Genomic DNA, 13,532 nt, shown 5'->3' with positions numbered 1-13,532 from the left:
GCTCTTTCCTTTTCCTGCCTCCCGTTTCCCGTTTCCCGTTTCCCGTTTCCCGTTTCCCGTTTCCCGTTTCCCGTTTCCCGTTTCCCGTTTCCCTAAGAATACTTCTGCGACCAATAACCACATTCTTTTTGTGGTTATTCGGTCGTAGCCTGATCCCGATGCCACGACCCGAACCGGTCGCGGCGAGTACACCAAGGGCCATCAAGGGAACGCCACTCATGAACACGATCCTACGCCGCTTGAGCATCGCCGGACTGGCGGTAGCGACATCGCTCGGCGCCAGCAGCGCCTTCGCTTACGGTGCCGGCGACTGGTTCACCCACTTCGGTATCGCCAAGGTCTCGCCCAAGAGCGACAACGGTGACTTCGATGCCATCGGCGTCGACAAGATCGACGTCGACGACGAAAGCGGCTTCGCCTTCACGCTCGGTTATCGCTTCCTCGACAACTGGGGCGTCGAACTGCTGGCCGCCCAACGTTTCAAGCACGACATCAATCTGGATGGCACCCAGATGGGCTCCACCAAACATCTGCCGCCGACCCTGACGCTGCAGTACTACCCACTCGGCGGCACCGATGCCCGGGTTCAGCCCTATGTCGGCGCCGGCCTGAACTACACCCACTTCTCCGACGAGAAGGTCGACGGCGGCAGTCTGAAGATGGATGACTCCTGGGGCGCCGCGGCGCAACTGGGCATCGACCTGCTGATCGATGACCACTGGTCGTTGAATGCGGCGGCCTGGTACCTGGATATCGACTCCGACACCACCGCCACGATCGGCGGCGAGTCCTACGACACCACGGTCCATATCGACCCCGTCGTGGTCATGGGCGGCATCGGCTACCGCTTCTGAAGCGAACCGCCGCCACACGCTCGGATCCTCCCTGGCCACCGCCCGGTGGCCAGGCATAGGGCTCGCCTCCCGGTTTCGTCCCTCGAGAGGTGGCTGGCAAAAGCCTGCGCTCGACAATAGGGCGTTGGAATCGGCCTCGCACGCGAGCCCGAACTCGGCGCCCGCCTCAGACTGCGCATTTCCTCCAGCGCAAACTGGAGCGTCAGCCCGGTCCTTCTCCCATTCGATGTTGCCTGGTCCCGCCTTCACTCACCGAGTGGGTTAACACCTCCTCAGCGATTTTTGCCCAAAACTGTAGACTTGCGGCGAAGAGAATGTGATCATTCGCAGCCTAACTTTTACTCCGCTTCAATAATGACCCATGGGTGAGCGCACCCATGGGCGTTGGTCATTCATGATTCGAATTCCTGCCGATCACTGGCTACTGGCGTTGAGAACGGTGCTGGCCGTCTGGCTAGCGTTGTTCCTGGCCATGCGCCTCGATCTCTACCAACCCGCCTGGGCGATCCTGGCGGTGATGATCGTGACCCTGCAGCCGGTCATGTTCACCGGCGGCACGCCTCCGCTCGGGATCATCATCGGGCGCAGCGTCGCACGGCTTTTCGGCACCCTGTTCGGGGCGGTCGTCGGGCTGGCGCTGATCGCCCTGTTCGGCCAGCAGCCCATGCTCTATCTGCTGTTCTCCGGCGGCTGGCTCGCCTTCTGCATGTACTGGGTGATGCTCGAGCAGGACGAGTATCTCGGCTACGTGATGATGCTCAGCGGCTATACCGCGACCCTGGTCTCGCTGACGGCGATCGGTACCGGCGTCGACCAGATCTGGACGATCGCGCTGGCACGCTTCACCGAGACGGCGCTGGGGATCGGCTGCGGACTGCTGATGCACGTGGTCATCGCGCCGCGCTTCGGCAGCCGCGCGCTGCCCGGCGCGCTGTCATCCTTCCTCTCGCTGAGCGCCCGGGAAACGCTGGCCTCGCTGGACGCCCCGCGCTCACGGGCGCAGCGGGACGACGGGCTCAAGGCGCTGCTGGCGACCTATCAGCAGTTCGAGAAGTTGCGAGGATTGACGCGCCTCGAGACCCGCCGGCTCAGCCATTTCATTCCCGCGCTGGATCGCTTTGCCGCCGATGGTCTGGCCCTGCTCACCGCCGTGCGGGAACTGCAGACGGCGCTCGATTACCTGCGCGCCTGCGACGACGGCGAACGCTGGCTGAACCAACTCGCAACGGCGGCGGTCCCGCTGCTCGAGACGATCGAGTCGGCGCCGGATGGCGAACCCAGCGAACGCCTGGTGCTGGCCGACTTCGACTGGGACGACACCACGGTCGAGCCACGCAGCCGTGCCCGCGCCGAGCTGGTGCGCCAGCGTCTGGGCGAGGTGCTGGGGCTGCTCCAGCACGGCCGGCGATTGCGCCACGCGCTCGACGACCCGGCCTCGTCGCGGATCGAGACGCTACCCCGCGAGCGCCGCTCGCGAACCACCCACAACGAGCACTTCGTGGCCCGCTTCAACGCCTTCCGCGTGTTCGTCGCCTTCGAGCTGCTGGGCCTGTTCTGGATCCACAGCGGCTGGCACTCCGGCTATCTCGCCATGATGCTGCTGGGCGTCTTCACCATGCTGTTCGCCAAGGCGCCCGATCCCGCGGCGGTGGTCTATCAGTTCCTGTGGGGCTCGATCGCCGCGGTGATCTTCGGCGGCGTGCTGCTGTTCCTGGTGCTGCCGGTGATCAACGGTTTCCCGCTGCTGGCGCTGGCGGTGGCAATACCGGTGACCATCGGCACGCTGCTGACCCCTCATCCGCGCTGGTCGGCGATCGGGCTGGCCGGCGCCATCACCATGATGACGCTGCTCAACCTCAACTCCACCTACACTTTCGCCCCGGCGCGCTACATCAACGGCGGGCTGGCCTCGATCATCGGCACCCTCTGCGCCATGTTCACCTACTCCCTGCTGCGCCAGCGCTCGCCGGACGAGCGCATCCGCATCCTGATGGCCACCTACTGGCGCGGCCTGAGTCGGCTGATGCGGGAGAAATCACTGCCCAACCGTCCCCGCCTGGAGAGTCGCCTCTACGACCGGCTGGGCCGGCTGGTCGCCCTCGGCGGCAGCGACCAAGCCCTGCGCGAAGCCATCGACCTCCATGCCATGGCGCTGTGCGTATGGCGCATCCGCCGTCTGCGCGGCGCCCTCGGCCCCCACCGTGCCGAGATCGAAGCCTGGCTCGCGGGCATCGGCGCACGACTGATCGCCCGCGAACGCCACGACCCCGCCGTCTGGCAAAGCCTGGCCGACGAGGCCATCGCCTGGGTCGAGCGGCTCTATCACGAGACCCACCTGCCGATCGCCAGCATCGGGGAGATCGCCATGCTGGGCCACCTGATGCGCGAGGCGCCGGGCGTGACCCTCGAAGCCCGCGCCAACGCCGAGACGGCAGACGTCTCGATGGCGGCCACTACCGGAGAGTCGCGACATGCTGGCTGAATGGTCCTTCCTGGGATTTCTGATGCCGCCGCTGGCCGTTCCGGTTCTGGTGGCGCTGGGGCTCTACCTGGTTCTCCGGCGTCTCTTCGTGCGCCTGGGGCTCTATCACTGGTTCTGGCAACCGGTGCTCGCGGATATCGCGATCTACGCTTTGCTGTTGTGGTCGGTGCTGGCCCTGACGGGCTCGCTACCGATCGCTGGATGAGGAAAAGACCTTGATGAACTGGCCTACCGGACTCCGCAAGACTGTGCGGCTGCTGCTGACCCTCGCCCTGGTCGTCGCGGCGATCGTCGCCGTCGCCCAGCTCTGGAATCACTACATGCACGACCCGTGGACCCGCGACGGTCGGGTCCGTGCCGACGTCGTCAATCTCGGCACCGATGTCGCCGGGCTCGTCGACAGTCTCGAGGTACACGACAACCAGCGGGTGGCGAAAGGCGACGTGCTGTTCACCATCGATCAACAGCGCTACCGGCTGGCCCTGGACGAGGCCCAGGCCAACCTGCACCAGCTGGTGCAGAAGCGTGACGAGGCCCAGGCCGCCAACAGCCGTCGCCAGCGGTTGAAGAACTACGTCTCCCAGGAGGACAAGGACAACGCTCGGTTCTCGCTGGCCACGGCCCAGGCCGCAGTCGAGCAGGCCAAGGTCGAGGTCGATCAGGCCAAGCTGAACCTGGAGCGCGCCACCGTGCGCGCGCCGGTCGACGGCTACGTCACCAACCTGCTGCTGCGCCCGGGCCAGTACGTGACCGTGGGAACGGATGCCATGACCCTGGTCGATGCCCACAGTTTCTACGTGCTGGGCTATTTCGAGGAGACCAAGCTGGACCGCATCGACATCGGCGCGCCCGCCAGGATCCAGCTACTCTCCAGCGACCGGCCCGTATGGGGTCATGTGGACAGCTTCGCCCGCGGCATCAGCGACAGCAGCCTGAGCAGTCAGCAGAACGGCCTTGCCACGGTCAACGCCTCCTTCGATTGGGTACGCCTCTCCCAGCGCATCCCGGTGCGTATCGCACTCGACGACATTCCCGAAGGGACCAAGCTCTCCGCCGGCCTCACCGCCACCGTCTATCTCGACGGCGACCGGCACGAGCGCGAAGACGCCCCCGGCTGGTGGAAGCCGATTCGCCAGTGGTGGGAGGGATTGGTCGGTATCTGAGCACCGCAAGCTACGAGCTACGAGCTACGAGCTACGAGCTACGAGCTACGAGCTACGAGGCAGCATCCCGACACATCACTAAACGTTCAAGGGCGGCAGGTCATCCTGCCGCCCTTCCGTTTTTCCACGCCCGACGATGGCGAGTCAGTGCAGCGCCTGGCAGGCCTCGTCGATCCGGCGACACGCTTCGAGCAGTGGCTCGGTACCGGTGGCGAAGGAGATCCGGAAATGACCGGGCAGACCAAAGGCGCTGCCCGGCACGACAGCGACCCGGGCGGACTCGAGCAGATAGAGCGCCAGCGCCTGGTCGTCCTCGATCTTCACCCCCTCTGACGTTTCGCGTCCCAGCAGCCCTTCGCAGTTCGGGAACAGATAGAACGCGCCCTCCGGCAGTCGGCAGACCAGCCCCTCGACCGCATTGATCGCCTCGGCACAGCGCGTGCGCCGCTCGGCAAATATCGTATTGCGCCGCTGAATGTCGTCCTGTGGCTGGGCGAGTGCCGCGATCGCCGCCGCCTGGGAAACCGAGGCCGGGTTGGAGGTCGTCTGCGACTGCATGACCGCCATCGCCCGAATCAGCTCTGCCGGACCGGCGCCGAAGCCGATTCGCCATCCGGTCATGGCGTGGCCCTTGGAGACACCGTTGATGGTCAGCGTGCGCGACTTCAGCCGCGGTTCGACCTCGGCCAGGGTGCAGAACTCGAAGTCGTCATAGACGAGATACTCGTAGATATCGTCGGTCAGGACGACGATATCGGGGTGATCCAGCAGCACCGCCGCCAGCGCGGTCAGCTCGCTACGGGTGTAACCGGCCCCGGTGGGGTTGCCGGGTGAGTTGAGGATCAGCACGCGGGTTTTCGGGGTGATCGCGGCCTGCAGCTGCGTCGGCGTCAATTTGAAGCCGGTCTCCGCCGGACAAGGGACCGCCACCGGCATGCCACCGGCCAGGCGCACCATGTCCGGATAGGAGACCCAGTGCGGCGCGGCGAAGATCACTTCGTCGCCCGGATCGACCAGCGCCATCAGCGCGTTGAAGATCACCTGCTTGCCACCGGCGCCGACGCTGATCTCATCGGTGCGGTACGCCAGGCCGTTGTCGCGGCGGAATTTCTCGACGATAGCCTGCTTGAGCGCGGGGGTGCCGTCGACGGCGGTATAGCGGGTCTCCCCCGCATCCAGTGCGGCCTTGGCGGCCTCGCGGATGGCGACTGGCGTCTCGAAATCGGGCTCGCCCTGGGAGAGCGAGATCACATCGATCCCCTCGGCGCGCATCGTTGCGGCGCGCCCGCTGATTTCGATGGATGCGGAGGGGCGAACGACGGACAGGCGTCCGGCCAATCGAATCATCGACGGAGACCTCCCGACGGTTGGCGGGCGGCGACGATGTCGGCCATCGGCCGGATCTCGACGCCGGCGTTCTCGAGGCGCCGACGCAGCACGGCTGCCATCTCGACGGCGCCGGGCGTATCGCCATGAACGCAGATACTGTCGATCTCGAGCGGGATGCGCTTGCCGGAAACCGTGGTGACGGCCTGCTCCTCGAGCATGCGCAGGACCCGGTCGGCAGCGACGTCGGGGTCGTGAATCACCGCGCCGGGCAGCTTGCGCGACAGCAGGTTGCCGTTGTCGGCGTAGGCCCGGTCGGCGAAGACCTCGTTGCCCACCTGCAGCCCCAGCTCCTGCGCGGTCAGCGACGTCTGCATGCCCGGCATGGCCAGATGGATCAGGGCGGGGTCGACGGCGACGATCGCCCGGGAGACGGCCAGTGCCAGTTGCCGATCCTCGGCCGCCATGTTGCCGAGCGAACCATGTGTCTTGACGTGGCGGATGGGGTGCCCCACCACCTCGGCCATGGTGCGCATGGCGCCAATCTGATAGATCAACTGCTTTTCCAGATCCGCCGGGGTCTCGCCCTCGATCCGGCGCCGTCCGAATCCGACCAGATCCATGAAGCTCGGATGCGCGCCGACCTGGACCCCACGCTCGCGGGCCTGGGTCAGCGTCTCGTGCATCACCATCGGGTCGCCGGCATGAAACCCGCAGGCAATGTTCGCGGTGGTGACGATATCGAGCATGGCGAGGTCGTCACCCATGCGCCAGGCGGCAAAGCTCTCGCCCATATCGCAGTTGAGGTCCACGCGGGTACTCATCTGGTGTCTCCTGAAGTCGTTGCGTCATTTGTTGTTGAAAGATCGCTCGAGACCAAGGCGGTGTCGTATGGCCTTGCGCCATGGTATACCAATAGTATGCAATTCGCGTATTCCCCTGGCCATCGCCAACGAAAAGATCCATGGCGAGTGGCGAGACACTTTATCCATGACGCGATCAATAACAATACGAGGAGCTTTGCGTGACCGATTTCACCTGCGTGATCGCCCAACCCATCCACCAGGACGGCGTCGACGCACTGCGTCAGGCAGGCATCCGCGTCATCGACGCCCCGGCCGCCGATCCGGGTTCGGTCGGGGCGCTACTCGGCGATGCCGACGCCCTGATCGTGCGCAGTGCCGCGGTCAACCGCACCATGCTGGCAGGTGCACCCCGGCTCAAGGTGATCGGCGTCCACGGTGTCGGCGTCGACGCGATCGATATTCCCGCCGCGACGGACCATGGCACCGTCGTCGCCAACACGCCAGGCAGCAACGCCCAGGCGGTGGCGGAACAGGCCATCTCGCTGATGTTCGCCGCGGCCAAGCGAGTGCCGCTGGCCGACCGTACCGTGCGGGAAGGCGACTTCTTCGCCTTCAAATACAGCGTGCCGATGCTCGAACTCGACGGGCTCACCTTCGGCGTGGTCGGCTTCGGCAATATCGGCCAGCGCGCCGCCCGCATGGCAACGGGGCTGGGCATGCGCGTGATCACCTATTCGCCCAACGCCCCGGACAGCGCCCTGGCCGAGGTGGGCGCCGAGCGCATGGATTCGCTGGAGGCGCTACTGACACGCGCCGACGTGGTGTCGGTGCATGTCGGCCTCAACGCACGGACCCGGAATCTCATCGGCAGCCGGGAACTGGCATTGATGAAATCCTCGGCGCTGTTGATCAATACCGGCCGTGGCGGCACGGTGGACGAGATCGCCCTGGCCGAGGCGCTGGCGACACAGCGCCTGGCGGGCGCCGGGCTGGATGTCTTCGCCGTCGAGCCGATGCCCTACGATCATCCGCTGCTGGCACTGGACAATGTCGTCGTCTCGCCCCACAACGGCGGCTCCACCGCTGCCAGCATGTCGCGCACGGCGCGGGCGGTCGCCCAACACGTCATCGACGTCAGTCGCGGAGAAGCGCCGACCCCGATGCTCAATCCCACTGCCTGGAACGACAGGTTGAGTTCATGAACGAGATCCCGCCCGACATCGCCCTGGCCGAGCGGCTGTTCACCGAATTGGCTGCGCCCTACGCGCAGCAGGTCGGCATCACCCGTGATGCCTACGGCCCCGGCGAGCAAGCCGCTCACGAACGGTTCGTCGACACCGCAGAGGCCCTGGGACTGGAAACCCATGCCGACGCCGCCGGCAACCACTTCGCGGTGTGCCGTGGTCGTGACCGGAGCCTGCCCGCGTGGCTGATCGGCTCGCATCTCGACTCCGTCCCCCAGGGCGGCAACTACGATGGTGCCGCCGGTGTGGTTGCCGGCCTCACGGCGATCGCCGGGCTGCTGAGCGCGGGCATCACGCCCCGACGCGACATCATCGTGGCGGCGTTTCGCGCCGAGGAGAGCACCTGGTTCCCCGCTTCCTACCTCGGCAGTCGATCGGCGCTGGGCCAACTGCGTGCCGAGGATCTGGAGGTGACGAGAGCCGACACCGGGCGCTCACTCGGGGATCACATGCGGGACTGCGGTGGCGACCCCGAGGCGGTGTCGGCCGGCCATAGCTGGCTCGGGCAGCGCGCCCTGCACGCCATGCTGGAGCTTCACATCGAGCAGGGCCCCACGCTGGAGACAGAGGAGCTGGCCCTGGGCATCGTCACCGGGATCGCGGGCAGCTTCCGCTATCGCCAGGCCCGCTGTCTCGGCGAGTGGGGGCACTCCGGCGCCGTGGCCAGGGCGCACCGCCACGATGCCCTGATGGCTTTCTGCGAACTGGCACTGGCCCTGGAGCGGGAGTGGGCCGCGCTCGAGACGCAGGGCCGAAGCGCCACCGTGACCGTCGGCCAGATCGCGACTCCGCCGGCGCAGCACGCCTTCAGCAAGATTCCCGGAGAGGTCGGTTTCTGTCTCGACGTGCGCAGCGAGAGCCCCGAGACGTTGGGCCATCTGGAGCGCTTCCTGTTCGCGACCGCCGAGCGGATCGCGGACGAGCGCGGCGTCCGCTTCGACCTGGGCCCGCGCACCGCCAGTCAACCGGCGCCGATGAGCCCCGCCCTGACCGAGCGCTGTCGGGCGCTGGCCTCGGAGCTCGGCATCGCCCATCGCCTGCTGCCGAGCGGCGCGGGCCACGACGCGGCGACCTTCTCCAACGCGGGAATACCGGCGCAGATGCTGTTCGTGCGCAACCAGCACGGCAGCCACAATCCCGACGAGGCGATGCGCCTGGCGGATTTTGCCGAGGGGGTTCGCGTGATAGCGGCGCTGATTCAGGCGTGAACGACGACCACGGTGTGGCAGTTCGGGTCAGATGTACGCCAGACGGTTGATGATGCTCCGGCGGACGTTGTCGATGTGAGCCTCCATCGCCTCCCGCGCCCCTTGGCTGTCCCGCGCCCGCAGCTGTTCCAGAATGGCCAGGTGTTCGTGGCAGCCGGGCTCGAAGCGCTCGGGTACCTGGGCCAGATCGAACACCCGGGTCTTGAGGCGCAGGTCGGCGACCATTCGGGCCAGCAGCCGGTTGTCGCTGGCCAGCGCGATGCCGTTGTGCAGAGCATCGTCGACACGGTGCAGCTGCTCCGACGTGCGGGCCTCCTCGGATGTCTCCAGCAGCGTGGTCACCTGCTGCACCAGGACATCGATAGCCTCGATGGCGAGGCGTTGGGCAGCGTGCCCCGCCGACTCGCCCTCCAGCAGGGCCCGCACCCGCAGGATCTCCATGTACTCATGTACCGAGGGCGCCTTGACCGCCAGTTGCCCCCTGGCCACGCGGACCGCAAAGCCCTCGTGCTCGAGCCGGCTCAGCGCCTCGCGCACCGGCGTGCGCGAAATATCGAGCGCTTCGGCCAGGTTGCGCTCCTGCAGCAGCGTACCGGCCGGCAGGCGCCCCAGCTGAATCATCTCGAACAGCTGCTGATAGGCCTGACCCGACAGACTCCGGATGCGCGTCCCTTGCAGTATGCGGTCGATATCCAGCGTTTGCATTGCCGCGTTCCCTGCCAGTGAATGGTTAAACGTCGTCGATGTTCGAGTATACGTAACTCAGGTCGCAAGTCCCGCCAGATAGCGACGAAAGGCCCGCTGGCGCCCGCGCCACAAGGTCTCGGCATGGGCGGGCTCGATCGCCTCGAAGCGCAGCCGATCGCCGGGCTTCATCTGCCCGAGCCGAGCCAGATCCGCCCGGATCACCGTGGCGATCTTGGGGTAGCCGCCGGTGGTGCCGCGGTCGTGCATGGCGATGATCGGCCGGCCGTCGCCGGGAATCTGCACGCTACCGGTCAGCAACGCATCGGACACGATGTTGTGCCCTGCGGCACTTTTCAACTCGGGGCCGTGGAGACGATAGCCCATGCGATCGGCGAGCGTCGAGATCGTCCACTCGGCGGTCAGGAAGCGGGTGATACCGGCATGGGAGAAGGCGCCCGACTGCGGTCCCAGTACCACCCGGACGGGCCGTTTCTCCCGCTGCGGCAGATGCCGTTCCCCCACGCGCCCGGCGTGTTCGATGCCGGCCGCCGGGTCGCTCAGGGGCAGCCGGTCGCCGGCCTCCAGAGCGCGCCCGTCGAAGCCCCCGACACCGGCGCGCACCAGCGTCGACACGCTGCCGAGAAACGGCGTCGAGGCAAAGCCCCCGCCCACCGCCAGATAGGCCCTGGCCCCGGAGAGGACGCGCCGGACGTGCAGTTCGTCGCCCGCCTCCAGCGCCAGGGCGCGAAAGGTCTCGACGCGCCGGCCGTTGACCAGCACCTCCGCGTCACCGGTCACCGCGACCACGCAGCGGCCGCCCGAGAGTCGCAGGCGCGGGCCCAGCAGGGTGATCTCCAGCGCGCCGAACTCCTGGGGCTGGCCCGTCTGGCAGTCCGGCTTCGGCGCATTCCCGACCAGGGCATTGGCCTGCCCCAGGCTCATGCCATCGAGCGCTCCCGAGGGCGGCAACCCGAGATGGCCTTGCCCGAGGCGTCCGGCATCCTGCAGCGTCGTCATCATGCCCGGCGCCTCGACCACGAATGCCACGCCGGCGCCCGGTTCCGGAACCCCCATCGCGGTGCTCATGGGTTCGCCTCCCCACTCTCGATCCACTCCCAGTCGGGAAGCCAGTCACGATCCTGCTGGAGCGTCTCGAAGCGTGCGCCGTCGATCGCGTCGAAACGGACGCAGTCGCCGGCCTCGATCAGGATCGGCGGGGTTCGCCCGACCGCGAAGTTGCGCACGGGTGTGCGACCGAGCAGATGCCAGCCGCTGGGCGCTTCCACCGACGCGAAGGCGGTCTGCTGGCCGCCGACGCTGATGCTGCCGGCCGGCGTCCTTGTCCGCGGCGAGTCGCGACGCGGCGTGTGCAGGTGCGGGTCGAGGCCGCCCAGATAGGCGAAACCGGGCATGAATCCGATCATGAACACGCGGTAATCCGGCGCCGTATGGCGGGCAATGAGCTCATCGCGCGAGAGCTCGTGGCGGCGGCGGAAGTCGTCGAAATCGATCCCGAACTCCCCGCCGTAGACGACCGGAATTCGCCAGCGTCGGCTGCGGCGCTGGCCGACACTCAGTGCCACCAGCAGTGCATCGAGGCGCGCGGTCAACTCGCGCTGGGTGATCGTCGCACTGTCGTACTCGATCGCCAGCGAACGGTAGGTCGGCACGATGCCGATCACGCCGGCGATTCCCGCCGCCCGTACGGCCAGGGCGGCGGCTTCTATCCAGCGGTTGACCTCGATGTCGATGGTCTCGCCGCAATCGATCAGTACGCCCTGATCGGCCAGCGGCACGATGTGATAAGTCGGCGTCATCATCGGAACACTCGAAGATTGATCGTCACTGGCGCGGCGACAGGTGATCCGGAAGCCAGGTCACGATCTCCGGCACGATGGCCAGCAGCAGCGTGAAAGCGACCATGATCAAGAAGAACGGGAATACCGCTCGCGCAATCTGGCTGATCTTCATGCCGGTGATACCGTTGATCACGAACAGGTTGAAACCGACCGGCGGCGTGATCTGGGCCATCTCCACCACCAGCACCAGAAAGACACCGAACCAGATCGGATCGAATCCCGCCTGCGTGATCAGTGGCAACGTGATCGGCAACGTCATGACGATGATCGACATGCCCTCGAGCAGCATGCCCAGCACCACGTAGAAGATCAGCAGCACCACCACCAGCGCCAGTGGCGACAGCCCCAGCAAGCCGATGGTGTCGGCGATGGTGCGCGGCACGTTGAGAAATCCCATCGCGACCGACAGGAACATGGCGCCGACGATGATCAGCCCGATCATCGACGTGATCTGTGCCGCTCCCATCAGCGCGCTCCACAGGCTCCTGAAGCTCAGACAGCGCTGCAGCAGGCAGACTACCAGCGCCCCCAGCACGCCCACCGCGCCCGCCTCGGTGGGCGTCGCCATGCCGGTGAGCATGCTGCCGATGACGAACGCGATCAGCAACGCCACCGGCCCCAACTGGACCAGTGCGCGCAGGTAGTCCCGCACGCCCAGCCCCCGCTGACGCGGCGGCAGCTGGCTGGCGTGGGTCAGCGCGTAGACGCCCAGGTAGGTCATGAAGGCCAGCGCCAGCAGCAGCCCGGGGACGATTCCGGCGACGAACATCTTGAGGATCGATACCTGCGCCAGTACGCCGTAGATGATCATGATCGTGCTGGGCGGAATCAGGAATCCCAGGGTGCCCGCCCCGGCAAGGGAGCCGGCGGCGATGCGGGCATCGTAGCCCCGCCGCATCAGTTCGCTGGAGGTGATGCGCCCGACCGTCGCCGTCGTCGCCGCCGAGGAACCGGAGATCGCCGCGAACAGCGTGCAACCCAGCACGTTGGTGTGCAGCAGCCGCCCCGGCACACGATCGACCCACGGCGCCAGTCCGTCGAACAGCAGCTGGGTCAGACGGCTGCGGAACAGCAGCTCCCCCATCAGGATGAAGAGCGGCAGCGCCACCAGCTCGGCGCTGGTGGTGGAGTTCCACACCGTCTGGGCGAGCAGCTTCTCCACCGGCATGAAGCCGCGGAACGTCTCCAGCGAGACGATACCGACACCGGCCAGCCCCAACCCGACCCAGACGCCGCTGGCCAGCAGCGCCACCAGCAGCGCGAACGCCGTCAACATGATCGCGGTCATGACTCGCCCTCCGTCGGCAGCGCCGAGTCCAGCCGCTTCTGATCGCTCATCAGTTCCGGCGCGGCGACCAGCACCAGGGCGCGCACGATCAGCGTCGCCGTGAACACGATCAGCCCCAGCGCCATCAACGCACGCGGGTAGATCAGCGGAATCTGCTGGGGGGTGCTCGACACCGTGCCGCTGTGCCAGGTCTGCAGGCAGAACCCGATGAACGCCGCCGCGAAGAAGCCGGCGATGATCACGCCGAGCAGTGTCGCCAGCAGATCGAGCCAGCGCACGCCGCCGGCAGGCAGATGCTCGCGCAGCAGCGTGATGCGGATGTGCTTGTCATGGCGCAGCGCCCAACTGCTCGCCATGAAGATGATCAGCCCGAGCAGGTAGCCGCTGACCTCCCAGCTGAAACCGAGACTGGTCCCGAGCAGATTGCGCGAGACGATTTCCGACAGCATCAGCACGAACAGCAGCGCCATGGCGAGCGCAGCCAGTGCCGCGCTCGCCCGGGCCAGGCGATCACTCCACTGCAGCAAGCGAGAGATCATGGGAAGACTCCCCAGAAAGAGCGGGCAAGAAAGCCGGTGGGTCAGCCGCGAACCGGCAAGCCGATTCGCGGATTGT

Annotated in this window: 13 protein-coding genes; 6 read left to right on the top strand and 7 right to left on the bottom strand. The window is 66.7% G+C overall.

Annotation, left to right across the window (positions count from 1 at the left end; translation table 11 throughout):
- The first annotated feature begins 218 nt into the window (after positions 1-218).
- The 4 genes from AAGT95_RS08795 to AAGT95_RS08780 all read left to right on the top strand — a co-directional run bounded on the left by AAGT95_RS08795 (position 219) and on the right by AAGT95_RS08780 (position 4,499).
- Positions 219-854, top strand: coding sequence for an OmpW/AlkL family protein (locus tag AAGT95_RS08795; protein WP_110597536.1), 636 nt, complete (start codon positions 219-221; stop codon positions 852-854).
- Positions 855-1,248: 394 nt separating this feature from the next.
- Positions 1,249-3,336, top strand: coding sequence for an FUSC family protein (locus AAGT95_RS08790; RefSeq protein ID WP_342596239.1), 2,088 nt, complete (start codon positions 1,249-1,251; stop codon positions 3,334-3,336).
- Positions 3,326-3,541, top strand: a complete 216-nt coding sequence (locus tag AAGT95_RS08785) for a DUF1656 domain-containing protein (protein WP_110709866.1) — start codon at positions 3,326-3,328, stop codon at positions 3,539-3,541. Before AAGT95_RS08790 ends, AAGT95_RS08785 begins: the two co-directional genes overlap by 11 nt.
- A 13-nt stretch (positions 3,542-3,554) precedes the next feature.
- Positions 3,555-4,499 carry an efflux RND transporter periplasmic adaptor subunit gene (locus tag AAGT95_RS08780; protein WP_342596238.1) on the top strand — a complete coding sequence of 315 codons (945 nt, stop codon included), beginning with the start codon at positions 3,555-3,557 and terminating at the stop codon, positions 4,497-4,499.
- Between the two features lie 144 nt (positions 4,500-4,643).
- On the opposite strand, the gene AAGT95_RS08775 is transcribed toward AAGT95_RS08780, so the two are convergent.
- Entirely contained in the window at positions 4,644-5,846 is a 1,203-nt protein-coding gene (locus AAGT95_RS08775) for a pyridoxal phosphate-dependent aminotransferase (RefSeq protein WP_110597540.1), read from the bottom strand.
- Positions 5,843-6,649 carry a LamB/YcsF family protein gene (locus AAGT95_RS08770; RefSeq protein ID WP_110597541.1) on the bottom strand — a complete coding sequence of 269 codons (807 nt, stop codon included), beginning with the start codon at positions 6,647-6,649 and terminating at the stop codon, positions 5,843-5,845. Before AAGT95_RS08770 ends, AAGT95_RS08775 begins: the two co-directional genes overlap by 4 nt.
- Before the next feature lie 200 nt (positions 6,650-6,849).
- On the opposite strand from AAGT95_RS08770, the gene AAGT95_RS08765 reads away from it, so the two are divergent.
- A complete protein-coding gene (locus AAGT95_RS08765) occupies positions 6,850-7,833 on the top strand; it encodes a hydroxyacid dehydrogenase (protein ID WP_342596237.1) in 984 nt (327 codons plus the stop codon).
- Complete coding sequence (locus AAGT95_RS08760) at positions 7,830-9,083, top strand: Zn-dependent hydrolase (protein ID WP_342596236.1); 1,254 nt, start codon at positions 7,830-7,832, stop codon at positions 9,081-9,083. Before AAGT95_RS08765 ends, AAGT95_RS08760 begins: the two co-directional genes overlap by 4 nt.
- 27 nt (positions 9,084-9,110) lie before the next feature.
- Here the strand turns inward: AAGT95_RS08760 and AAGT95_RS08755 are convergent, their stop codons facing one another.
- Genes AAGT95_RS08755 through AAGT95_RS08735 form a run of 5 tightly spaced genes read right to left on the bottom strand, consistent with a single transcriptional unit; the run spans position 9,111 to position 13,456 of the window.
- Positions 9,111-9,788: a GntR family transcriptional regulator gene (locus AAGT95_RS08755; RefSeq protein WP_342596235.1), complete on the bottom strand. Its 678-nt coding sequence runs from the start codon at positions 9,786-9,788 to the stop codon at positions 9,111-9,113.
- Between the two features lie 57 nt (positions 9,789-9,845).
- A complete protein-coding gene (locus tag AAGT95_RS08750; protein ID WP_342596234.1) occupies positions 9,846-10,856 on the bottom strand; it encodes a biotin-dependent carboxyltransferase family protein in 1,011 nt (336 codons plus the stop codon).
- A complete protein-coding gene (pxpB, locus tag AAGT95_RS08745; RefSeq protein WP_342596233.1) occupies positions 10,853-11,590 on the bottom strand; it encodes a 5-oxoprolinase subunit PxpB in 738 nt (245 codons plus the stop codon). The genes AAGT95_RS08750 and pxpB overlap by 4 nt, the downstream gene beginning before the upstream one ends.
- A gap of 22 nt (positions 11,591-11,612) precedes the next feature.
- Positions 11,613-12,917 carry a TRAP transporter large permease subunit gene (locus AAGT95_RS08740; protein ID WP_342596232.1) on the bottom strand — a complete coding sequence of 435 codons (1,305 nt, stop codon included), beginning with the start codon at positions 12,915-12,917 and terminating at the stop codon, positions 11,613-11,615.
- Positions 12,914-13,456: a TRAP transporter small permease gene (locus tag AAGT95_RS08735; RefSeq protein ID WP_342596231.1), complete on the bottom strand. Its 543-nt coding sequence runs from the start codon at positions 13,454-13,456 to the stop codon at positions 12,914-12,916. The genes AAGT95_RS08740 and AAGT95_RS08735 overlap by 4 nt, the downstream gene beginning before the upstream one ends.
- Positions 13,457-13,532: the final 76 nt, after the last annotated feature.

Origin of the sequence: Salinicola lusitanus, assembly GCF_038648475.1 — a bacterium.
Classification (GTDB): Bacteria; Pseudomonadota; Gammaproteobacteria; order Pseudomonadales; family Halomonadaceae; genus Salinicola; species Salinicola lusitanus.
The sequence above is the reverse complement of the archived record's forward strand: the minus strand, read 5'-3'. Positions and strand labels throughout refer to the sequence as shown.

Coding starts and splice junctions, on each gene's coding strand:
- AAGT95_RS08795 (WP_110597536.1), top strand. CDS start 219: ATGAACACGATCCTACGCCGCTTGAGCATCGCCGGACTGGCGGTAGCG.
- AAGT95_RS08790 (WP_342596239.1), top strand. CDS start 1,249: ATGATTCGAATTCCTGCCGATCACTGGCTACTGGCGTTGAGAACGGTG.
- AAGT95_RS08785 (WP_110709866.1), top strand. CDS start 3,326: ATGCTGGCTGAATGGTCCTTCCTGGGATTTCTGATGCCGCCGCTGGCC.
- AAGT95_RS08780 (WP_342596238.1), top strand. CDS start 3,555: ATGAACTGGCCTACCGGACTCCGCAAGACTGTGCGGCTGCTGCTGACC.
- AAGT95_RS08775 (WP_110597540.1), bottom strand. CDS start 5,846: ATGATTCGATTGGCCGGACGCCTGTCCGTCGTTCGCCCCTCCGCATCC.
- AAGT95_RS08770 (WP_110597541.1), bottom strand. CDS start 6,649: ATGAGTACCCGCGTGGACCTCAACTGCGATATGGGCGAGAGCTTTGCC.
- AAGT95_RS08760 (WP_342596236.1), top strand. CDS start 7,830: ATGAACGAGATCCCGCCCGACATCGCCCTGGCCGAGCGGCTGTTCACC.
- AAGT95_RS08755 (WP_342596235.1), bottom strand. CDS start 9,788: ATGCAAACGCTGGATATCGACCGCATACTGCAAGGGACGCGCATCCGG.
- AAGT95_RS08750 (WP_342596234.1), bottom strand. CDS start 10,856: ATGAGCACCGCGATGGGGGTTCCGGAACCGGGCGCCGGCGTGGCATTC.
- pxpB (WP_342596233.1), bottom strand. CDS start 11,590: ATGATGACGCCGACTTATCACATCGTGCCGCTGGCCGATCAGGGCGTA.
- AAGT95_RS08740 (WP_342596232.1), bottom strand. CDS start 12,917: ATGACCGCGATCATGTTGACGGCGTTCGCGCTGCTGGTGGCGCTGCTG.
- AAGT95_RS08735 (WP_342596231.1), bottom strand. CDS start 13,456: ATGATCTCTCGCTTGCTGCAGTGGAGTGATCGCCTGGCCCGGGCGAGC.